The organism is Niallia taxi, assembly GCF_032818155.1.
Taxonomy (GTDB): Bacteria; Bacillota; Bacilli; order Bacillales; family Cytobacillaceae; genus Niallia; species Niallia taxi_A.
In genome coordinates, this window is record NZ_CP102589.1 from 1,022,657 (window position 1) to 1,044,510 (window position 21,854).

Here is a 21,854-nt window from a genome sequence, read left to right on the forward strand (position 1 = left end):
AATGTTAATTAATCTAACATAACGAGTTAGGTTTAATAACATATTAAAGAGTGGAGAAAAAGAAGTCATTGGTTATAATGTACAAAATATTTAGAAAATATAGTTTACTTTACGCCTGCCGCTGGCTTCTGTGTATGCAATATTGATTTTATCCGAAAAGCAAGCCTTAAATGGAAGGTTGTATCAGCATCCTTCAAGCTTCTTCCTAAAAGCTCTTCGCATTTTTCCAAGCGGTAAATAACTGTATTACGATGAACAAATAATCTTTTGGCAGTCTCGGAAATCTGGCAATGTGTTTCTAAATAAACGGATAAAGTATGAAGCAGAATTTGTTCATCCTCTTCTTGCTGCTTGCTCGACAATCCTTGGAAAATATGATCACAAAATTCCTGCAAATCCTTTCCTGGAATAATGCGGAGCATTTCTGAAACATCCTTAGGACGATGGATCTGGATGAATTGTGCTTTTGCTGAAAGCAGTCCAGTATGATAAGCACTTAAAGCCTCTTTATAAGCATTAGGCATATTGATTAACTGATGACTTATATTACTTATTCCAAAGGACATTGTTTTCTTGAAAATATTGGCGATATTTGCTTGCAGTTTTTTTAAGTAAGAGATTGCCTGTGAACGGAATTCTACATTGGAATCGCCAGCCTCCATAATAAGGATGCAATGATCGCCTTTCACAAACAGTTGTGCCATAAATGGTGCCTTCGTAATTTCTGTTTCCAGAAATTCATACAAATAGTCTGTTTCAAGCTGGTGCTGAGTAAATGTTTTATGTACATCATCTTGATCAACCTTGCCAAGAAACATGAGACAGGGCTGTTCGTTTTGTAAGGAAAATTCTTTTGCTCTGCTGGCAATTTCCTCTTTTGAAGTAATTCTTCCTTCCACCATATTTAAAAAGAATTCATTACGAGCTCTTCTTGCATATTGTCTCTCCGTATTTTCACGCATCAGCTCAAAGGAAAGTACATTTGTAGCCTGTTCAATTGTCAGCAGCAAGTTTTTGTCATGGATAGGCAGGCTTCCCAACGCAATCAGAAATGCTGGTTTCCCGATAGGGGTATGAATTGGAAATGCACAAAAGACTTCCTCTGTGTACCTTGATGAAAAACATGTGCAGGCAGTGCTATTTAAAAACAAGCGAAAGTCCTCTGCATATAAGTTCATGACAAACTCACTTATTGGATGTTTGGAATGGGAGGATGCATGTGTTTGAAAATGCTGATCAAGCAAAATAACCCTTTGTCCAATCATGTTAGATAAATCATCAAGCAATCTTTTAATCCCTTTTCCTTTTAAAATATGCTGAGTGAATTTTCGGTGGGTTTCAAAAGCAGTCATTAAATCGGTTGTCCGCTCATTCAACATATAATGCAAAGTTGCATTTACGATTTCCCCTAACGATTTCTCCAGTGGAATTTGCATAATCGGAAATTGGTGCTCGTCAGCAAATTGTATAACACTGTCTGGAATTTGCTCTAAAAAACGATGTGTTTTAATCCCCAGACCGGCACATTTTTGCTTATGCATTGATTGCACCAATTCTAAAAGCAAGGCAGAATCATCCTTCAAGTGATAAGCGGTCGTTACAAGAAAATCATTTTCAAACAGGAAGTCAATGATGTCTGGGGCATCCATCATGGTGACGTTTTTAATTTCTCTGCTTAAACCGTTTTTTCCAGCAAGTACTTCGATGTCACAAAAAGCTGGTTTATTAAGAAGATCGGTAAGTTTCATAATAGCCTCCTTTATAAATGCCGTTTTTTCTTTATATTATAACGTCAACTTAGTTAATTTGCACAAAAAATTTAGATAATTCTAACATTACCTCTAATGAATTCACTAAATATCGTCTTTATGATTAATTTAATAAAAAACTGTTTATTGGTAAAAAAAGTGCTTATTGATGAAGATTGCTAGGAGGAAGTGAGGCAAAATGATGAAAACATCCATTCAGGTGAACGAACAAGAAATAGACAACTGGCTTAAATGGCTGTCTGATTACGGACAATCGGAGGAAGGTGGGGTAACTCGCCTTCTTTATGATGAGAGCTGGGCAGAAGCACAAACCGCCTTAAAGGACCGAATGGAGCAAATCGGATTGTCTGCCAGGTTTGACGGTGTAGGAAATCTATTCGGTAGACTTGAGGGAACTGAATCGGGTAACGCGATTTTGACTGGTTCTCATGTTGACACTGTCGTCAATGGCGGTATCTACGACGGGGGATTTGGCATTATCGCAAGCTTATTAGCTGTCGGTTATCTTTTTGAAAAGTATGGAAAACCGAAGAAAACGATAGAGGTAGTGTCACTATGTGAAGAGGAAGGAAGCCGTTTCCCATTGGCATTTTGGGGTTCTGGATCCATAACTGGAAAATATCAAAAGGACGAAAGCTTGCTACTCTTTGATTCTGCTAATATCTCTATGTCAAAGGCAATGAATAATATTCCGTTCATTCCAGATTCTGATAGTCTTCTGCGAAATGATATTGATTGTTTTATTGAATTGCATATTGAACAGGGTGCGGTACTAGAAAAAGAACAAAAATCGATCGGACTTGTTTCTCACATTGTTGGGCAACGGAGATTCACTATTAAAGTGACAGGCGAAAGCAATCATGCAGGCACAACACCGATGCCTTACAGGAAGGACAGCCTCCATATTGCATCACAATTAATTGTGCATGCATTGAATAAAGCCTCCACCATTAATAGTTTAGTAGCGACAGCCGGGAGTATAACGGCTTCTCCAAATGTCCCGAATGTTATCCCGAATGAAGTGGTATTTACATTAGATGTGCGCCATCATGAGGAAGAGATTATTCAGCAATATTGCGAAAATATCTTTAACTATTTCAAAGAAATAGGCGCGCAAAAGGGAGTTGCTGTCGAGATAGATCAATGGCTTGATGTAAAGCCCGTGGAAATGAACAAGGAGCTGACTCGGATTGCTGAGGAAGTGGTGAAGGAAAACGAGCTTTCCTATAAAACAATGACAAGCGGTGCAGGACATGATGCACAGGTATTTGGAACGTTTTGCAAAACAGTGCTGTTATTTGTTCCGAGTGTAAATGGAATCAGCCATTCACCATTGGAATATACGAATAAACATGACTTGAAAAATGGCGTTACAGTTTTGATAGAATTACTGCATAAACTAGCCTATTGATAGAAACCATTATGAAACTAAAGGAGAGATAATGATGTTTGCTGAATTGAATACACCGTTAAGAACGATCATGACCCCAGGTCCCGTAGAAGTTGATCCAAGGGTTTTACGCGCAATGTCCACGCCAATACTTGGACAGTTTGATCCTGCTTTTACAGATATTATGAATAATGTTATGAAAATGCTGCAGCGTACTTTTAAGACAAACAACGAATGGGCATTTCCGATTGACGGGACTTCCAGATCAGGATTAGAAGCAGTGCTTGCAAGTGTGATTGAACCAGGCGATAAAGTGCTTATTCCCATCTACGGCAGATTTGGCCATTTGCTCACAGAAATAGCTGAAAGATATGGCGCGGAAATCCATTTGCTTCATACTGATTGGGGAACTGTGTTTGATCCTGAAGAAGTAATTACAGAGATGAAAAAGGTAAATCCGAAAATCGTTGCAATGGTTCATGGCGAAACATCAACTGGCTGTATGCAGCCTTTAGAAGAAATCGGGAGGGCATGCAGGGAAGCGGATGTCTTGTTTATTGTAGATGCCGTTGCCACAATCGGAGGAGCAGATGTCCAGACAGATAATTGGTACATTGATGCTGCTATCGGTGGAAATCAAAAATGTTTATCTGTTCCTTCAGGGAATGCACCGATAACTTATAATGACCGGATTGAAAAAATCCTTAAGCAACGTAAAAAAGTTGAACGAGGCATTGCGACAGAACAGGAATTAGCAGAAGGCAGATCCTTTTCTGCTATTCGCAGCAATTACTTTGATTTAAGCCAACTACAGGATTATTGGGGACCAAGAAGACTGAATCATCATACGGAAGCAACATCCATGCTGTATGCTCTTCACGAAGGCTTAAGAATCGTTCTCGAAGAAGGACTTGACGAAAGGTTAAAGAGACATAAGCTTCATGAGAAAGCTTTGATTGCTGGGATTGAGGGGATGGGCCTTGAGCTATTCGGTGATGCCCGTTCAAAGCTGCCGACAGTAACATGTATAAAAATTCCAGACGGCATTGAAGCAGAATCAGTACGCAGCATGATGCTCAACGATTTTGGGGTCGAAATAGCAAGCTCATTCGGTCCGCTGCACGGCAAGATTTGGAGAATCGGCACAATGGGATACAGCTGCCGTAAGGAAAATGTTTTGTTTGCCTTAGCGAGTCTTGAAGCAGCATTAATTAGGCACGGTGCAAAAGTCAATGCTGGGCAAGCACTTCAAGCATCATTAAATGCCTACGAAAAGGAAAAGTCACTAATTTAGTTCCTTATATTTTTCAAGAAAATTGACAATAATAAATCTATTGGCTATTATGTTAAAAAATAAGGAAACAATAAAAAGGATTAGTAAACGGTAATGGCTATCAAAAGAGAGGGTCTTACAGCTGAAAGGGACCTATAGTACGGCCGTTGAACCTGCCTTTTTCGTTCTGCATCGGATAATGTGAAGATTGCAGCGGTTAAAAGACCGTTATCATGAAGAGTGTAAAGCTTTGCTTTGAATTAGGGTGGTACCGCCGATTTTTCGGTCCCTAATGAAAGCAGGGCTTTTTTTGTTTTCAAAAATGCGGGGAGTGAATAACATGAAGGGTAATTTTGTTGAAAAAATTACGAATATGGAAGATGATTTTGCAAAATGGTATACAGATGTAGTGACAAAAGCGGAGCTTGTTGACTATTCAAGTGTCCGTGGATCCATGATTATTAGACCATACGGCTTCGCCATTTGGGAAAATATTAAAAATGAGCTTGATAACCGAATCAAAGAAACCGGGCATGAAAATGTCTATATGCCATTGTTCATACCAGAAAGCCTTCTTCAAAAGGAAAAGGATCATATTGAAGGCTTTGCTCCAGAGGTAGCATGGGTTACACACGGTGGCGAAGAAGAGCTAACAGAAAGACTTTGTGTACGCCCAACATCTGAAGTGCTGTTTGGCGAGCATTATAAAGACATCATTCATTCATACCGAGACTTGCCAAAGCTTTATAATCAATGGGCTAATGTTGTCAGATGGGAAAAAACAACAAGACCTTTTTTGCGTACACTAGAATTCCTTTGGCAGGAAGGTCATACTTGTCATGAAACAGAAGAGGATGCAGACAAAGAAACCGTGCAAATGCTTCATGTTTATGCAGATATTTGTGAACAAATATTAGCAATTCCTGTCATTAAGGGGAAGAAAACAGAGAAGGAAAAATTTGCTGGGGCAAGATATACTTATACGATTGAAAGTTTGATGCATGATGGAAAGGCGCTGCAATCAGGCACCTCTCATCATTTAGGGGACCACTTTGCCAAAGCCTTTGGTATTCAATTTACAGACAGGAACGGTAGGGAAAGCTATGTGCAGCAGACCTCATGGGGATTCACCACAAGAATCATTGGGGCAATGATAATGGTTCACGGCGACGACAGAGGATTAGTTGTGCCTCCAAGGATTGCACCGACCCAAGTGATGATTATTCCGATTGCCCAGCATAAGGAAGGCGTCCTTGATTTTACTTACGAGCTAAAAAACCAGCTCCAAACGAGCTTCCGTACAGGCTTGGATGCAAGTGATAAGAAGCCTGGCTGGAAGTTCAATGAATATGAAATGAAAGGTATTCCTGTCAGACTCGAGGTTGGCCCAAAGGATATAGAGCAAAAGCAAGTTGTGCTTGTGCGGCGTGATACAGGCGAAAAGCTTGCTGTGCCATTAGAGGGGCTTGAGCAAACAATAGCCAATCTCCTTCATGATATCCAAGGAAATCTGCTGACAAAGGCTACAGAGCATCGCGAAGCAAATACCCATATTGCCCTTGACTTCGATACATTTAAAAAACAGGCAAATGAACAGAAAACCGGCTTTATAAAAGCAATGTGGTGTGGTGACAGAGTGTGCGAAGATTTCATTAAAGAAGAAACTGGCGCAACATCAAGATGTATGCCGTTTGAACAAAAAAAAATCAGTGATAAATGTGTATGCTGCGATAAAGAAGCAGACGCGCTAGTGTATTGGGCAAAAGCTTATTAATGCCAAAAAGCCGAAGGAGAATATCCTTCGGCTTAAGCTGATTTTTTTAAAAAAATACAAACGTTTTCATTTTTCGCTATTTTTACCATATAGATAGTAAGAAAGTAGTATAACCCAAGTATTGACCGTCATGTATTATTTGTTAACATTAAAAGTGGGAGAAATAAAGCGTTATTATGGCGTATACCAGTGTGCTATATTGGGAAAATAGATTGCCTTTAGTCCTTGCTGGTTGATGACAGGACATCAGGCAGTGGAGGGGTATTGGATGAGAAAATGGGCTGTAATCGTCATGGTGGCCCTGTTTCTGGCTGGCTGCAGCTCAGAAACATATGCAAACGACATGAAAGCAGCAAAAACTGCGATAGAGAGCGGCGACTTAAAAAAAGCTCTGTTATCACTTGAACTTGCCCTTGAGCAGAAGCCAAAGGATAAAACCGCGCACGATCTACATAAAAGAGTGGCAGGATTAATGGATATAAAAACCGCCATTGATAACGGAAACTGGAGCGATGCCTTAGCCAAAGCAAGCCATCTTGCAGAGGATGGCAAGGTGGATAAAGATTTAGATACACTGCTGGACAAATATTTAGTAGCAGCAGAAGCAAATGCAATTGAATAGGAGAGAGGACAGGCTTCAATCAGTCTGTTTTTCATTAAGAAAGGCGTATTTTCTTTGGAAAAGCGTCTTTTTTTATTGGATATATGATTTGTTCATTTACAAAAAAACGCCATACACTATGGTAGTATCAAAACCCTTACCAGAGAGAAAATGAGAGGTTAAAAGAGGTACCACGTATGCTGTCGGTAATAAAAAGGAAAAGAAAAACGTTGCGCTGCTATGATTATTCATTATAGTTGGACAAGTCTTCTTAGTTATTTCAGTAACGATAAAGGCAAATGCATGTCTCTTTATGAATAATGATATTCCAACTATTAATGCTATTTTTTATCTGTATGTAATTTCCCTAATGATTTGGTGAAAGGAAAATGATTAATGATGAAATTCTTAATACATACACCTTAATAGAAGAATAAGGAAGTGTTAAATACGTATAAAAGAGACCTAGTAGATAACTTCTTCTAGGTCTCTCTTTATTAGAATTCATTAAACTGTTTGATTGTTCTCTAGCTTTTCTCTCTCTTTTTCATTACTTTCATGCAAATGTTTTGTTGCTGGCCAAAAGGCAGCTTTTTTGCATAAGGCAGTTATGCTAGGCACCAAAAATGGACGAACAACAAATGTATCGAGAAGCACACCGATTGCGGTAATTGTTCCGAAATGGACTAATATTTGAATCGGTAATGTTGTTAATACCATAAAGGTGGCTGCAAGGATAACTCCTGCTGAGGTAATAACTCCCCCAGATTCGGCGACTCCTTCTTTAATCGCTTGGGTAAGCGGCATTTCCTTGCTCTTCTTCCAAATGCTCGAAATCATGAAAATATTATAATCTTCTCCAAGTGCGACAATGAAGACGAAGGCGTAAAGTGGAATCAGCCCTTGAATAGCGTCAACACCAAATCCGTAATGGAGAATGACCCAGCCTAAGCCTAATGCACTGAAATAAGACAGCAGCACTGTTGCAATTAAATAAATCATCGCTGTTATGGATCGCAAATATGCAAGCAATAGCACTGCTATCATTACAATAATAATCGGAATGACAAGAAGTGCATCACCATCAGCTGTTTCTTTCGTATCAAGCTGCTCTGCGGTTATGCCTCCAATCCAAACCTTGTCACTGCTGTTTGCAATACCATTGTCAGAAAGAGTTTTTTCAACAGCTTCACGGAGGTCAGGCAGCTTTTCCATTGCCTCATTTGAGTAAGGATTTGTGTTAAGCTCTACCGAGTATTTCAGCATGCCTGCATCATCTTTTCCTTGCTCACCCTCAGAAACCTTCTCTACATATGGCAGCTCGTTCAATGTATCTTCTACAGATATATTTTTTCCTTCTGTTTGGACAACAATTTCTGCTGGAGCAAGCTCACCTGCAGAAAAATGCTCAGAAATAATTGAGAATCCCTCTCTTGACGGCATATCTTCAGGGAAGGAAGACAATGTGTCATACGTGTATTCGGTCTTTAAGGATAATAAGGCGAAAATGCCGAGAAATACAGTCGTTATTATAGTAACCTTCCAAGGATGCTTCACGGCGATTTTACCGACAAATTCCCCGATTGCCCAAGTCTTTTTCGGTTTCTTCGCTTTTTTTGCTTTTTCCATGTCTGCGGTTTTTGGCATGAAAGGGAAGAAGGATATTCTACCAAAAATCGCTAGGATTGCTGGAACAAGTGTTAAACTTGCGATCATCATAATTAAAATTGCAAGGCTGAAGGGCACAGCAAACCGTTGGATAGATCCATATTCTGCAAGCAACAGAACTAGCAGGGAGAACACAACTGTCAGCCCGCTCATTGCCACAGCTCCGCCTGAACGGCGCAGGGCATTTACCATTGCGATTTCCTTTTTTGTTTCAACCTTTAGCAAGCTTCGGTATTTGCTTATAAGGAACAAGCAATAATCTGTTCCTGCGCCAAACAGTAAGACTGTCATGATGGCAATGCTTTGTGAGTCGAACTCAATCCAGCCTGCTTTTCCCATTCCCCCAAGGATTGGGCTAATCACTAAGTAGGCGATACCAACTCCAATCAGCGGTATGAATGCTAGAATAGGAGAGCGGTAAATAACTAGTAGACAGATTAAAACAATAATAACAGTACCAATTAGTAAGGATAAGTCACCTTGGCTAAACAAAGCGGCTGCATCGACTGCAATCCCGACAGGACCTGTAGTCCTTGCTGAGAGGTTATCGGCATCCCCAATTTTTGTTTTGAAGGGATCTGTGCTAAAAACATCGGACGCTGTGTTTTGAAGCTCTTCAAGACTTTTTTCTAATTCAGCAGTTGTTGCTGACTTCTCAAACAATACAGCAAGAACAAATGTGGTATCATCCTCTGAAACTTGCTGCTTCAGTACTTCAACAGGCAGCTGATGAAGCGGTGCGATACTCTGTTGATTTGCAACTGGCTTCTCCGCTAATTTACCAGCTAATTCCTGTATTTGCGTTAAATCCTCATCTGTAAGGCCAGCTTCTCGATGAAAGGTAATAAGTGCTGGTGTACCTTGTTCATTTGGGAATTCTTTATTAATAATTGCTTCTGCCTCTTGAGAAGGAGAATTCTCAGACAAATTTGCCGCAAGCTCGTTTTTTTGTGAGCTTGCTTGTGGCAATGTCAGGCTCAAAACAAGGACAAGACAGATCCATGCAAGCAAGGTTAACCATCTTCCTGTTTTACCTGAAACAAAACGAAAAACAGTAGGGATAAGATTTTTCACTGTATTTAGCTCCTTTAGATTAGTTTATATGATGAACTTATCAACTGATAAGCTGAGATGAAAAAAACAGCTTATCAAATGATAAGGTAATCAAAAAAATATTATGCTGCTTCTGTAATGGTGTAGAAACAGCATGCATATAAGAGTGAAACTCAGCCGTTTTTTTCTGCAATTCCACTTAAAAATATTTGGACGATGAGTCTAGCTTTCTTTTCAACGATGGCTTTTTGCTCCGATTCAGTTAAGCTTTTCATAAAATCTGGAAGGAGAGCTGACTTAATCATGTTCAACAAAAGGAGAGAAACTTCAAAGCTGCTGCTGTCTATAGCCTCAAATGAACCAATTTCCTTTTTGGAAACTGCCTCCTCGAACATATGAATAATCGGTGAAAGGAAGCCCTTTTGCCAATGGCTATTGATAACCTGTTTGACATCTTCCGGCATTTCATGATGAAGATCATGAAACATTTGCATTAAATCCTCTTGATAATTTTGCATGAAATAACAGGACAGATGAAAGATGCGCTGCTTTATGTCAGGAAAATCTCTAGCTATCTTGGTAAGATAGTTCTCTGTCTGAAGGATGGAAGCCTTTAAGACCTCTATATAAATTTCTTGCTTATTCTGAAAGTGGTGGTATAAAGCAGGCTGGGTTATCCCGCATTCTGCCGCGATTTTCCTTGTGCTGACTGCCCGATATCCAAGCTCCATAAATAATTTTGTTGCTGCCTTGATGATCAAATGGTGTGTATCCTGTGTTTGTGAAGGCAGCTCAGTGTGATTCCTTTTCATTTTGTTTCCTTTCTAATACCCATTAAAATGACTTATCACTCGATAAGTATAGGAGAAATTAAAGAAATATGCAACTTGTGAACAAAAAGTGAATAACTTTGTGAAATGTTGAACAAAGTTTTCTAAACCTATTGCGGACTGGTACAAAAGGGATTAAGATATGCTTGTAAGAAGAAAAAATGGTTTTACAGGATGAAATTTCCATTATTTAAATCTTTAATTGCAAACCGGGTCAATATATTAGACATGACGGTTTTTCTTTTAAAGACTTATGTGAAATTATTCACAAAGTACAAATCTGGAGGGATTAGGAATGTCGACTGTCGAAAAGGATGTTAAAACAAAACAGGAAGCGAATGACGTGCAAGCTATCATTGATGATATTGCTGCAAAAGGCAAGAAGGCGCTCAAAGAGTTTTATGAGCTGGATCAGACTAAGATTGATCAAATTGTGAAGGAAATGGCCTTGGCAGGTCTTGATAAGCATATGTATTTAGCTAAGCTTGCAGTTGAAGAAACTGGGAGAGGCATTTATGAGGATAAAATAACGAAAAATATTTTCGCAACAGAATATATTTATCACAGTATTAAATATGACAAAACGGTCGGAATCATAAGAGATGATGAATCGGCAGGAGTTGTTGAAATAGCTGATCCAATTGGTGTTATTGCAGGTGTTACTCCTGTAACGAATCCCACATCTACAACGATGTTTAAAGCCATTATTGCCATAAAAACACGTAACCCGATTGTATTTGCTTTCCATCCATCAGCACAGCGCTGCAGCAGTGAAGCCGCAAGAATTTTACGAGATGCTGCTATAAAAGCAGGCGCTCCTGAAAATTGCATCCAGTGGATAGAGAAGCCTTCCATTGAAACGACTAAGACATTGATGAACCATCCAGGCATTTCTTTAATTTTGGCAACAGGCGGTCCGGGAATGGTTAAATCTGCGTATAGCTGCGGAAAGCCGGCGCTTGGCGTAGGTGCAGGGAATGTGCCTTGTTATATTGAAAAAACAGCAAAGGTAAAGCGTGCTGTCAATGATTTAATTCTTTCTAAAACATTTGATAATGGTATGATTTGTGCATCTGAACAGGCAGTTATCGTTGATAAGGAAATTTATGAAGAGGTAAGAACCGAGCTTATTCGTAACGGCTGTCACTTCTTAAATGAAGCAGAAAAAAAGAAAGTGGAAGAGCTCGTCATTAATGTAAACACATGTGCAGTCAATCCTGATATTGTCGGTAAATCAGCCTATGATATTGCCGCAATGGCAGGAGTCGAAGTGCATGAAGAAACAAAAATTCTCATCGCAGAACTGGATGGAGTTGGTCCAGCATATCCTCTTTCAAGGGAAAAGCTCAGCCCTGTGCTTGCCTGCTATAAAGCAGACTCAACAGAAGAAGGGCTTAAGCGTGCGGAGGAAATGCTTGAGTTTGGAGGATTAGGGCATTCTGCTGTCATTCATTCAGAGGATGAGGAGGTAACGAAGAGGTTTGCTTTAAGGATGAAAGCATGCCGCATCATCAGCAATGCCCCGTCCTCTCAAGGAGCAATCGGTGATATATATAATGCCTTCATGCCTTCCTTGACATTAGGGTGCGGCTCTTATGGAAAAAACTCTGTTGCCACGAATGTAACAGATGTGCATTTGCTGAATATAAAAAAACTTGCTAAAAGGAATGTTAATATGCAATGGTTCAAAATTCCGCCGAAAATTTACTTTGAAAAAAATTCAGTCCAATATTTACAGAAAATGAAGGAGATTTCAAGGGTGTTCATTGTTACAGACCCTTATATGGTTAAGTTTGGCTATGTGGATAAGGTACTGCATCATTTAAGACAAAGATCCGACCTTATCCAAGTCGAAGTATTTTCAGATGTTGAGCCAGATCCATCTCTCGACACTGTTGCAAGAGGAACAGAAATGATGGCTAAATTCCAGCCTGATTGCATCATAGCATTAGGCGGCGGTTCACCAATGGATGCAGCGAAAGGAATGTGGCTTTTCTATGAGCATCCTGAGGAGGATTTCTTTGGATTAAAACAAAAATTTCTTGATATTAGAAAAAGAGTCTACAAGTATCCGAGTCTTGGAGGCAAAGCTAAGTTTGTCGCAATACCGACAACTTCCGGAACAGGCTCTGAGGTAACTTCTTTCGCTGTTATTACAGATAAGGAGAATAATATTAAATACCCGCTCGCAGACTATGAGTTAACACCAGATGTTGCCATCATTGATCCACAATTTGTTATGACAGTTCCTCCGGCTGTAACTGCTGACACGGGCATGGATGTATTGACACATGCAGTAGAGGCTTATGTTTCCAATATGGCGAATGATTACACAGATGGATTGGCTGTTAAAGCAGTACAATTAATTTTTGAATATTTGCCGCGAGCTTATCGCAATGGGTCTGACGAAGAGGCACGGGAGAAGGTGCATAATGCCTCCACCATAGCAGGAATGGCATTTGCTAATGCCTTTTTGGGAATTAACCATAGCTTGGCACATAAATTAGGGGCAGAGTTCCATATTGCTCACGGGCGTTCCAATGCCATTTTAATGCCACATGTAATCCGCTATAATGCAGAAAAACCGAAAAAATTTACAGCATTTCCTAAATATGAGCATTTTAAAGCAGATGAGCGTTATGCTGAGTTAGCAAGAATATTAGGTCTGCCTGCAAATACGACAGAGCAGGGAGTAGACAGCTTTATCAAAGCAGTCATCAGCTTGGCTAAGGAGCTGAATATTCCGATGAGCATTGCTGCTAACGGTGTTGAAAAGGAAGCCTTCGAGGAAAAAGTAGATTATTTGGCAGATAGAGCATTTGAAGATCAATGTACAACAGCAAATCCTAAGCTGCCATTAGTTACTGATTTAGCAGAAATATACCGTAAAGCATATAAAGGAGTTTAAGAATGCAAAAAAAAAGGCGCAGATTATCTGTGCCTTTTTTGTGTTTTTTTAGCTGTTTTCCTGACCCAACCGTTATGCTCGTCCTTTTATTTTTATAGAGGACGTTTTTCTTAAATCTAAATAATCATCTTTAATACGAACTAGTGGCAGATGAGGCTCATTTTGGTGGATAAAAATAATTTCCGCTGTTTGCTCAGTTGTTAGTGTTACTTTGTTAAAAAGCTGTTTTCGCATGAGGTAGGAAGCAAACGGAATAACGATGGCTGGGTTCAAAGAATTCCCATGAGCTTCGTCAACCAATTCGTTTATCGCTTCAAAATAGGTTTTTTTCTTTTGGTGCCAAGGATTGGAGCACATACTGTTAAAAATGTCAGCAACTGAAATAATTTGAATCATGAATGGAATATCCTTTTCCTTGCGGTTATAAGGATAGCCGTTACCGTTAATTTTCTCATGATGGAGCAGTGCTGTTCTTGAAATGATAATGTCTAATGAATTAATAGAAAAAAGAATGCTTTTTCCTAATGTTGTATGTTTTTGGATTTCTTTATATTCAGAATGTGTCAGCTTTGTCTTTTTGTGAAGGATATCTTCATTTATCAGGAGCATACCAATATCGTGAAATAAACCCATTTGGCTTAATAAATGATAGTTCTTTGCGGAGTATCCTAACGTATTGCCAATAAGAGCGGATATGATACCTACATTAATACTATGCTTATAAATAGAGCTGCTTGCAAGAGATTCATCGAGAATTATATCTAAAATAGAAATGTCTTGTATCGCTAATTCTATCAAATTTTCATAGTCTAAGAGCATTTTCTCTAGACCATCCTCACTTTTAGTGATTATAGCGGAAAATGTTTCTTTTACTTGCTCAATAAGCGTCAAGTAAGCATCCTCAACGGATAAGGGCTTGTAGGCCTCAGATAAAAAATTTAAAGAATTAATATCTACTTTGTGGTTTATAAGCAGTTCAATATGGGTATCATCCAAAACAGCGCCTTTTTTTAATAGTAAAAGACCTTCAGTGGAATTTGAAAAGATATCTTCATTTATTTTCGTTCCGATGTATTTTGTTTTTATTTTTTCAATATCCATATTGATTCCTCCTCCTAGAAATCATGAAGCATTGGAGTGTATGAACGTAGAAACAGGGTAAAATTAATATGTAAAATATATAGTAAATTCTACCTTATATTAATTTAGAGCGGAATAGACTATATCCCTAGGCGGCATACGACATTATTCCTAATTTCCTTCCATATAAGGAGGATACTGCCTTTCATGATTGACCTCTACTTATCAAGTAGATATATTTACACTTGAATAAAGAAGTTACTGAAACTAAAACGTCTACAATTGTATGTAACCAAAGTGAGGTGCAGCTATGTATAAAGAGGATCGTACACAGAGGGTTAATCAAGTTGAACAAAATGGGTTATCAAAATATGAATATCATATGAATATACTCAGAAAAGAGCTTATGCAATGTCGGACAATCAAAATTCCTTTTCAGAACATATCTATAAGCCATCAGGAGTTGGCAGATTGGATAATTGAAGAACTTTCTCCGCAAGAATTGAATGAAATTATTGTCATGTTGAGCAATGCTAAAAAAAGATCTTCATCTGTTAAGCCGCTTTTTCAAGTTATTGCCACAGGACTTATAAAAAACTAAGTATTTCTTAGACCTATATAAAATATAAATGCTGCAAACTGCAAATGAGGTAATTCCTTTCTTAAAGTTTGGTCAACAGCTGTAAAATGCATTTGATTCATACGGACAAGCTCCTTTTCTGTTAAGATACGGGCTTTTTATAGTACAATTACTATGGAGATATCCTTCTAGATAGTGATTAAAAGATAAAAACTCGCAATTTTAAAGATTGGACCGTCGCAAACTTTCAGGAGGGGATTACGTGTCAGATTGCAAACAAAAACTATACATCTATTTAAATGAACATATAGAATTTATGGCAGAGGAATGGATTAAAACATTAAGCGCAAGCGATTCTGTTTTTTATAAAATTGAAGAGGGACAGCCAATTAGGGAAGAACTAATTAGCAGCTTTCAAACATTGATGAAAAACGTTCTTCATGTCTTTAATTCAGAGGAAGACGTCTATCGAACAAGCATTGCTGAATGGGCTGTAAAGGTTGCAAAACAAAGATCACAAGACCTTGTGCCGATTTTGGAATCAATAGAGCAGCTTACTTGTGTTAAATCAATCTTGTTTAAGTATATTCAAAAATTTGCTGAGGAATCTGGTGAGCATTTGACAGTTAGTAATATGTTCAACTGGCTGCGTCTAGCAAACTATGCTTTTGATATTTTTACAAATATTTTTATTGAATACTATGATAAGTTTAAGCATCATCAGCTTTCCGCACAGCAGGAGACAATTTATGAATTAAGCAGCCCTGTTATTCCAATTACAAAGGGAATAGGGGTGCTTCCATTAATTGGCGATATTGATACACAAAGAGCAAATATTATTATGGAAACTACACTGAAGCAATGTAATAATAACAATATGGAAAAACTATTTATTGACTTATCGGGAGTACCGATAATTGATACAATGGTAGCACAGCAAATCTTTCATGTTATCCATGCATTGAACCTTATTGGGGTTAGTGCTTATCTATCCGGCTTGCGTCCAGAAGTGGCACAGACGGCAATCCAGCTAGGTGTAGACTTTAGTAAAATTCCAATTTTCAACAACCTTGCCAGTGCATTGTCAAGACTGGGGATTACGGTTAATGAAGGATAATTAACGCTCAAGCAAAAAAGAGGTGTATCATTATAAAATGATCTATTTAGCAGCACTCATTTTTCCTGGATTATTAGTATTGCTTTTTACAAGGGTAGCGTACAACCGTGTACTTGCCTTAGTGCTGACTGTTGCACTGATCGCTGCCTCTGCGTACAAAGGCTATACGAATTCTCTTTTGCTGATTGTAATTGATTCATTCTCCCTCACAGCGGGATTTTGGCTTAGTCATAGGTTAATAAAACGTGCGGCTAAACCAGCTGAATAAACATAGAAAAAAATGGCCTTCCTGCCAGGTGATATTATCCTTTGTGGAGAAATCATCTTTTAGGGAGGCCATTCTTTTTTTTCGGAAGAGCATACAAGTTTGTAAAGCCATCATAATAAAAGAAGAAGAAAAAAATAAAAAGGGGAATATTCGTTCGCATATTGTTGGTTTGAATAGGGCAGTTTGTGGTAGAATGGTGATATATCAATTTCTTACATTTCGATTAGGAAAAACGGTGTGCGTTTATAGAATGTTTCCTGAACATTTACATATAAAGCTACAATTTTAAAACTGGTGAACCTTAAGATACTTACCTTACAGATAAATGAAACAGGAGGATTACAGTGAGCCAAGAATTCGAATTAGTTTCTAAATATTCCCCTCAAGGGGACCAGCCGGCGGCAATTAAAGAGCTCGTTTCTGGAATAAATTCAGGCAAGAAAATCCAAACGCTCCTTGGTGCTACAGGGACAGGGAAAACATTTACTGTCAGCAATGTCATCAAAGAGGTAAAAAAACCGACATTAATTATTGCACATAACAAAACACTAGCAGGTCAGCTTTACAGTGAATTTAAGGAGTTTTTCCCGAATAATGCTGTTGAGTATTTTGTCAGCTATTATGATTATTATCAGCCAGAAGCATATGTGCCAAGCACAGATACCTTCATAGAGAAGGATGCAAGTATCAATGATGAGATAGATAAGCTTCGTCACTCGGCTACAGCCTCGCTGTTTGAGAGGGAGGATGTTATCATCATTGCCAGCGTTTCCTGTATATATGGCTTAGGTTCTCCTGAAGAGTACAAGGAAATGGTTGTTTCGTTAAGAACAGGTATGGAGATTGAACGCAACCAGCTTCTTCGCAGGCTTGTGGATGTTCAATATGACCGTAATGATATTGATTTTAAGCGGGGAACATTCCGCGTAAGAGGAGATGTCGTCGAAATCTTTCCTGCATCTCGTGACGAGCGCTGCATTAGAGTAGAGTTTTTTGGAGATGAAATCGACCGCATTCGTGAAGTAGATGCATTGACAGGAGAGATTTATGGAGAAAGGAATCATGTTTCCATATTCCCGGCTTCCCACTTCGTTACACGAGAAGAAAAAATGAAAATAGCAATAGAGAATATCGAAAAAGAGCTGGACGAACGGCTAGAAAAGCTAAGAGAGGACAATAAGCTGTTAGAGGCTCAGCGCCTTGAACAGCGCTGCCGTTATGACTTGGAAATGATGAGGGAAATGGGCTTCTGTTCGGGTATTGAAAACTACTCCCGCCATTTGACTTTAAGGCCGCCAGGCTCCACACCATATACATTATTGGACTTCTTTCCAAAAGACTTCCTGCTTGTCATTGACGAGTCCCATGTTACATTGCCGCAAGTAAGGGGAATGTACAACGGAGACCAAGCGCGTAAAGGGGTGCTTGTTGACCATGGCTTCCGCTTGCCGTCTGCATTGGACAACAGACCATTAACTTTTGGTGAATTTGAGGAGCATATAAATCAGATGATTTGTGTTTCGGCAACACCTGGTCCGTATGAAATTGAGCATACTCCAGAAATGATTGAACAGATTATCAGACCGACAGGATTGCTTGACCCAACGATAGATATCCGTCCGATAGAAGGTCAGATAGATGATTTAATCGGTGAAATTCAAGAGCGTATTAAGAAGAATGAAAGGGTATTGGTTACTACCTTAACGAAAAAAATGTCTGAGGACCTGACGGATTATCTGAAGGAAATCGGTATTAAGGTTCAATATCTCCATTCTGAAGTGAAGACATTGGAGCGGATTGAAATTATCCGTGAGCTCCGTTTAGGCAAATATGATGTACTTGTAGGTATTAATCTGTTGCGGGAAGGGCTTGATATTCCGGAGGTATCCCTTGTGACTATTTTGGACGCAGACAAAGAGGGCTTCCTTCGTTCTGAGCGTTCGCTGATTCAAACAATCGGGCGTGCGGCAAGAAACTCAAATGGGCATGTCATTATGTACGCAGATAAGATGACAAAATCCATGGAGATAGCGATAAATGAAACGAAACGCCGTCGAGCTATGCAAGAGGAATACAACGAGAAGCACGGCATCACACCGCAAACCATCCAAAAAGGCATCAGAGATTCAATCAGAGCAACACAGGCTGCAGAGGAACCAGAAGAGTATTCTGCATCTGCCAAGCTGGAAAAGTTAACGAAAAAAGACAAAGAAGCAATGATTGCACAAATGGAAGCAGAAATGAAGGAAGCTGCAAAGGCTCTCAATTTCGAAAGGGCTGCAGAGCTTCGCGATTTGCTTCTTGAGCTTAAGGCAGAGGGGTGAAGGCTTAAATGGCAAAGGATAAATTGATTGTAAAAGGTGCAAGAGCACATAATCTTAAAAATATTGATATCACGATACCAAGGGATAAGCTTGTTGTGATAACTGGACTGTCAGGCTCAGGGAAATCCTCTCTGGCCTTTGACACCATTTATGCAGAGGGACAAAGGCGCTATGTGGAGTCATTATCAGCATATGCCCGCCAATTCCTCGGCCAGATGGATAAGCCGGATGTTGACTCGATTGAGGGGCTTTCTCCTGCTATTTCGATTGATCAAAAAACAACAAGTCGAAATCCAAGATCCACTGTAGGAACAGTTACGGAAATTTACGATTATTTGCGTTTATTATATGCAAGAATCGGCAGACCAGTATGTCCTGAGCATGGTGTTGAAATCACGTCCCAAACGATTGAACAGATGGTTGACCGGATATTGGAATACCCGGAAAGGACGAAAATTCAGGTGCTTGCTCCGGTTATTTCCGGCAGAAAAGGAGCACATGTGAAGGTGCTCGAGGATATTAAGAAGCAAGGATATGTGCGTGTCAGAATTGACGGAGAAATGCATGAGCTGAGTGATGATATTGAGCTGGAGAAAAATAAGAAACACAGTATTGAAGTGGTTATTGACCGGCTTGTAGTCAAGGAAGGAATTTCTCAGCGTCTTGCAGATTCACTGGAATCAGCCCTGCAATTTGGCGGCGGAAAAGTAATCATTGACGTGATCGGGGAAGAAGAGCTGTTATTCAGTGAACATCATGCCTGCCCGATTTGCGGTTTTTCCATTGGAGAATTAGAGCCAAGATTATTTTCCTTTAACAGCCCATTTGGCGCATGTACTGAATGTGACGGTCTTGGTACAAGGCTTGAGGTGGATATCGAGCTTGTCATTCCTAATCCTAATTTGACATTAAAGGAAAATGCGATTGCGCCATGGGAATCAATCAGCTCTCAATATTATCCGCAGCTTTTGGAAAGTGTCTGCAACCATTATGGCATTGACATGAATATACCTGTTAAGGATATTCCAAAAAATATGCTTGATAAAATTCTTTACGGGTCAGGAAAGGAAAAAATCCATTTCCGGTATGAAAATGATTTTGGACAAGTAAGGGAAAATGATATCCAGTTTGAGGGTGTTGTTCGCAATGTAGAGAGAAGATATAAAGAAACGAGCTCTGACTTCATTCGTGAACAGATGGAAAAATATATGGCTCAACAGGATTGCCCGACATGCAAAGGCTATCGCTTAAAGAAGGAAGCCCAAGCTGTGTTTGTAAATGGCTTGCATATCGGCCAAGTGACAGAGAAATCGGTCATTGAAGGAAAAAATTTCTTTGAAAACCTTACGTTAACTCAAAAGGAACAGCAAATTGCCAATCTTATTCTTCGTGAAATTTCAGAACGACTTGGGTTCCTTAATAATGTTGGCTTGGATTATTTAACGCTGAGCAGAGCTGCAGGGACATTGTCAGGCGGAGAAGCACAGCGAATTAGGCTCGCAACCCAAATAGGTTCAAGATTAACTGGCGTCCTTTATATATTGGATGAGCCCTCCATTGGGCTTCATCAAAGAGATAATGACAAGCTGATTGATACATTGAAGCATATGCGGGATATCGGGAACACGTTAATTGTTGTAGAGCATGATGAAGATACCATGATGGAAGCAGATTATCTTATTGATGTCGGACCAGGTGCTGGTGTTCATGGCGGCCAAATCATATCGACAGGAACACCGCAGGAAGTAATGGCGGATGATAATTCTATTACGGGTCAATATTTGTCAGGCAAGAAGTTTATTCCATTGCCATTAGAAAGAAGAAAAAGTGATGGCAGAGAAATAGAGATTATTGGGGCGAACGAAAATAACCTCAAAAATGTCAATGTCAAAATTCCGCTAGGTGTGTTTACAGCAGTAACTGGAGTATCCGGTTCAGGGAAAAGCACCTTGGTAAATGAGATACTTCATAAAAGCCTTGCTCAGAAGCTGAACAGAGCGAAAGCAAAGCCTGGAGAGCATAAAGAAATCAAAGGAATTGAACAGCTTGAAAAGGTTATTGATATTGACCAATCTCCTATTGGCCGTACGCCAAGATCTAATCCGGCCACATATACTGGTGTGTTTGATGATATTCGTGACGTTTATTCCACAACGAATGAAGCAAAGGTACGAGGCTATAAAAAAGGCAGGTTCAGCTTTAATGTGAAAGGCGGAAGATGTGAAGCTTGCCGCGGTGATGGTATTATCAAAATTGAAATGCACTTCCTGCCGGATGTTTATGTTCCATGTGAGGTTTGTCATGGAAAACGATATAACAGAGAAACACTTGAAGTGCAATACAAAGGGAAAAATATCTCAGATGTACTTGATATGACTGTGGAGGACGCAGTATCCTTCTTTGAGAATATCCCGAAGATACACCGTAAGCTGCAAACAATAGTAGATGTTGGTCTTGGATATATTAAACTTGGCCAGCCGGCGACAACCCTGTCTGGCGGTGAAGCGCAAAGGGTCAAGCTTGCTTCGGAGCTTCATAAAAGATCAACAGGAAAAACCTTTTATATTTTAGATGAACCGACGACAGGGCTGCATGTTGATGACATTTCGAGACTGCTTGTTGTTTTGCAGCGTCTTGTAGATAATGGAGAAACTGTCCTCGTTATTGAACATAATCTGGATGTAATTAAGGCAACTGACTTTATTATTGACCTTGGTCCTGAGGGAGGAGACAAGGGCGGAACTATTTTAGGAAGCGGCACACCTGAAGAGATTGCTGAACTAAAAGGTTCATATACTGGTAAGTACTTAAAGCCCATCCTTGAAAGAGACCGTTTGCGTATGAAGAAAAGCATTAAAGAAGCGGAAGAAATAACAACAGGATAAGCTTTTCTCTTCAAGCCGGCTTTAGAGTTTATTCTCTAAGCCGGTTTTTTGTATAAAATCACCACAGGCATTTGATGGTGGACATTATTCTTAATCCTTAACACTGCTCATACGATAGAAAGAAATGTTTTATTCCCAGCTTAGATGAAACTTTAAGATTGTTTCATTCGTAGTAATAGGAAAGGGAAGCAAGTAAAAAATCCCGCTTATTACTGTATTTTTAGTAAGCCACAGGTGAAGAATGGACATAAAGAAAAGAAGCGGCAAGTATTATGCTCAAAGCTTAAAGTTTTACTTAAGTAGGGAAATATATAACAAGCATATGGGGAGGCAT

At 39.4% G+C, this 21,854-nt stretch carries 14 protein-coding genes and 1 other annotated feature; of the genes, 10 read left to right on the plus strand and 4 right to left on the minus strand.

Annotated features, from left to right (window positions below):
* Positions 1-104: 104 nt before the first annotated feature.
* A complete protein-coding gene (locus NQZ71_RS05000; protein ID WP_144453795.1) occupies positions 105-1,748 on the minus strand; it encodes a PucR family transcriptional regulator in 1,644 nt (547 codons plus the stop codon).
* Between the two features lie 199 nt (positions 1,749-1,947).
* On the opposite strand from NQZ71_RS05000, the gene allC reads away from it, so the two are divergent.
* The 4 genes from allC (at position 1,948) to NQZ71_RS05020 (ending at position 6,828) form a co-directional block, all read left to right on the plus strand.
* Entirely contained in the window at positions 1,948-3,180 is a 1,233-nt protein-coding gene (allC, locus tag NQZ71_RS05005; protein WP_317011439.1) for an allantoate deiminase, read from the plus strand.
* Positions 3,181-3,211: 31 nt separating this feature from the next.
* Positions 3,212-4,453: a pyridoxal-phosphate-dependent aminotransferase family protein gene (locus tag NQZ71_RS05010; protein WP_317011441.1), complete on the plus strand. Its 1,242-nt coding sequence runs from the start codon at positions 3,212-3,214 to the stop codon at positions 4,451-4,453.
* 61 nt (positions 4,454-4,514) lie between these two features.
* Positions 4,515-4,726, plus strand: a binding site (T-box leader).
* Positions 4,727-4,772: 46 nt separating this feature from the next.
* Positions 4,773-6,206, plus strand: a complete 1,434-nt coding sequence (gene proS / locus NQZ71_RS05015; protein WP_144453791.1) for a proline--tRNA ligase — start codon at positions 4,773-4,775, stop codon at positions 6,204-6,206.
* Between the two features lie 268 nt (positions 6,207-6,474).
* On the plus strand, positions 6,475-6,828 hold the full coding sequence (locus NQZ71_RS05020; protein ID WP_144453789.1) for a hypothetical protein: 354 nt from the start codon (positions 6,475-6,477) through the stop codon (positions 6,826-6,828).
* Between the two features lie 486 nt (positions 6,829-7,314).
* Here NQZ71_RS05020 and NQZ71_RS05025 read toward each other — a convergent pair whose 3' ends face one another.
* Both NQZ71_RS05025 and NQZ71_RS05030 read right to left on the minus strand, forming a co-directional pair.
* Positions 7,315-9,549: an MMPL family transporter gene (locus NQZ71_RS05025; RefSeq protein WP_144453787.1), complete on the minus strand. Its 2,235-nt coding sequence runs from the start codon at positions 9,547-9,549 to the stop codon at positions 7,315-7,317.
* 152 nt (positions 9,550-9,701) lie between these two features.
* Positions 9,702-10,340: a TetR/AcrR family transcriptional regulator gene (locus NQZ71_RS05030; RefSeq protein ID WP_275009087.1), complete on the minus strand. Its 639-nt coding sequence runs from the start codon at positions 10,338-10,340 to the stop codon at positions 9,702-9,704.
* A 313-nt stretch (positions 10,341-10,653) separates the two neighbouring features.
* Here NQZ71_RS05030 and adhE point away from each other — a divergent pair, with 313 nt between their 5' ends.
* Entirely contained in the window at positions 10,654-13,266 is a 2,613-nt protein-coding gene (gene adhE, locus NQZ71_RS05035) for a bifunctional acetaldehyde-CoA/alcohol dehydrogenase (protein ID WP_317011442.1), read from the plus strand.
* A gap of 72 nt (positions 13,267-13,338) precedes the next feature.
* Here the strand turns inward: adhE and NQZ71_RS05040 are convergent, their stop codons facing one another.
* Positions 13,339-14,367, minus strand: a complete 1,029-nt coding sequence (locus tag NQZ71_RS05040) for an HD-GYP domain-containing protein (protein ID WP_144453783.1) — start codon at positions 14,365-14,367, stop codon at positions 13,339-13,341.
* A gap of 289 nt (positions 14,368-14,656) precedes the next feature.
* Between NQZ71_RS05040 and NQZ71_RS05045 the strand changes: the two genes are divergently transcribed.
* From NQZ71_RS05045 to uvrA, 5 genes are all read left to right on the plus strand, one after another.
* On the plus strand, positions 14,657-14,947 hold the full coding sequence (locus NQZ71_RS05045; protein WP_127738168.1) for a hypothetical protein: 291 nt from the start codon (positions 14,657-14,659) through the stop codon (positions 14,945-14,947).
* A gap of 241 nt (positions 14,948-15,188) precedes the next feature.
* Positions 15,189-16,043 carry an STAS domain-containing protein gene (locus tag NQZ71_RS05050; RefSeq protein ID WP_260054612.1) on the plus strand — a complete coding sequence of 285 codons (855 nt, stop codon included), beginning with the start codon at positions 15,189-15,191 and terminating at the stop codon, positions 16,041-16,043.
* Between the two features lie 37 nt (positions 16,044-16,080).
* Positions 16,081-16,311 (plus strand): CsbA family protein, encoded by a 231-nt coding sequence (locus NQZ71_RS05055; protein ID WP_127738352.1) that lies wholly within the window; start codon positions 16,081-16,083, stop codon positions 16,309-16,311.
* A gap of 344 nt (positions 16,312-16,655) precedes the next feature.
* Positions 16,656-18,635 carry an excinuclease ABC subunit UvrB gene (uvrB, locus tag NQZ71_RS05060; RefSeq protein ID WP_144453779.1) on the plus strand — a complete coding sequence of 660 codons (1,980 nt, stop codon included), beginning with the start codon at positions 16,656-16,658 and terminating at the stop codon, positions 18,633-18,635.
* An 8-nt stretch (positions 18,636-18,643) separates the two neighbouring features.
* Entirely contained in the window at positions 18,644-21,520 is a 2,877-nt protein-coding gene (gene uvrA, locus NQZ71_RS05065) for an excinuclease ABC subunit UvrA (protein WP_317011443.1), read from the plus strand.
* Positions 21,521-21,854: the final 334 nt, after the last annotated feature.

Bases quoted from the DNA above. Each gene is read 5' to 3' on its own strand.
- uvrA (WP_317011443.1), top strand. From the start codon at position 18,644: ATGGCAAAGGATAAATTGATTGTAAAAGGTGCAAGAGCACATAATCTT.
- adhE (WP_317011442.1), top strand. From the start codon at position 10,654: ATGTCGACTGTCGAAAAGGATGTTAAAACAAAACAGGAAGCGAATGAC.
- NQZ71_RS05045 (WP_127738168.1), top strand. From the start codon at position 14,657: ATGTATAAAGAGGATCGTACACAGAGGGTTAATCAAGTTGAACAAAAT.
- NQZ71_RS05055 (WP_127738352.1), top strand. From the start codon at position 16,081: ATGATCTATTTAGCAGCACTCATTTTTCCTGGATTATTAGTATTGCTT.
- NQZ71_RS05010 (WP_317011441.1), top strand. From the start codon at position 3,212: ATGATGTTTGCTGAATTGAATACACCGTTAAGAACGATCATGACCCCA.
- NQZ71_RS05020 (WP_144453789.1), top strand. From the start codon at position 6,475: ATGAGAAAATGGGCTGTAATCGTCATGGTGGCCCTGTTTCTGGCTGGC.
- NQZ71_RS05030 (WP_275009087.1), bottom strand. From the start codon at position 10,340: ATGAAAAGGAATCACACTGAGCTGCCTTCACAAACACAGGATACACAC.
- NQZ71_RS05000 (WP_144453795.1), bottom strand. From the start codon at position 1,748: ATGAAACTTACCGATCTTCTTAATAAACCAGCTTTTTGTGACATCGAA.
- NQZ71_RS05040 (WP_144453783.1), bottom strand. From the start codon at position 14,367: ATGGATATTGAAAAAATAAAAACAAAATACATCGGAACGAAAATAAAT.
- allC (WP_317011439.1), top strand. From the start codon at position 1,948: ATGATGAAAACATCCATTCAGGTGAACGAACAAGAAATAGACAACTGG.
- proS (WP_144453791.1), top strand. From the start codon at position 4,773: ATGAAGGGTAATTTTGTTGAAAAAATTACGAATATGGAAGATGATTTT.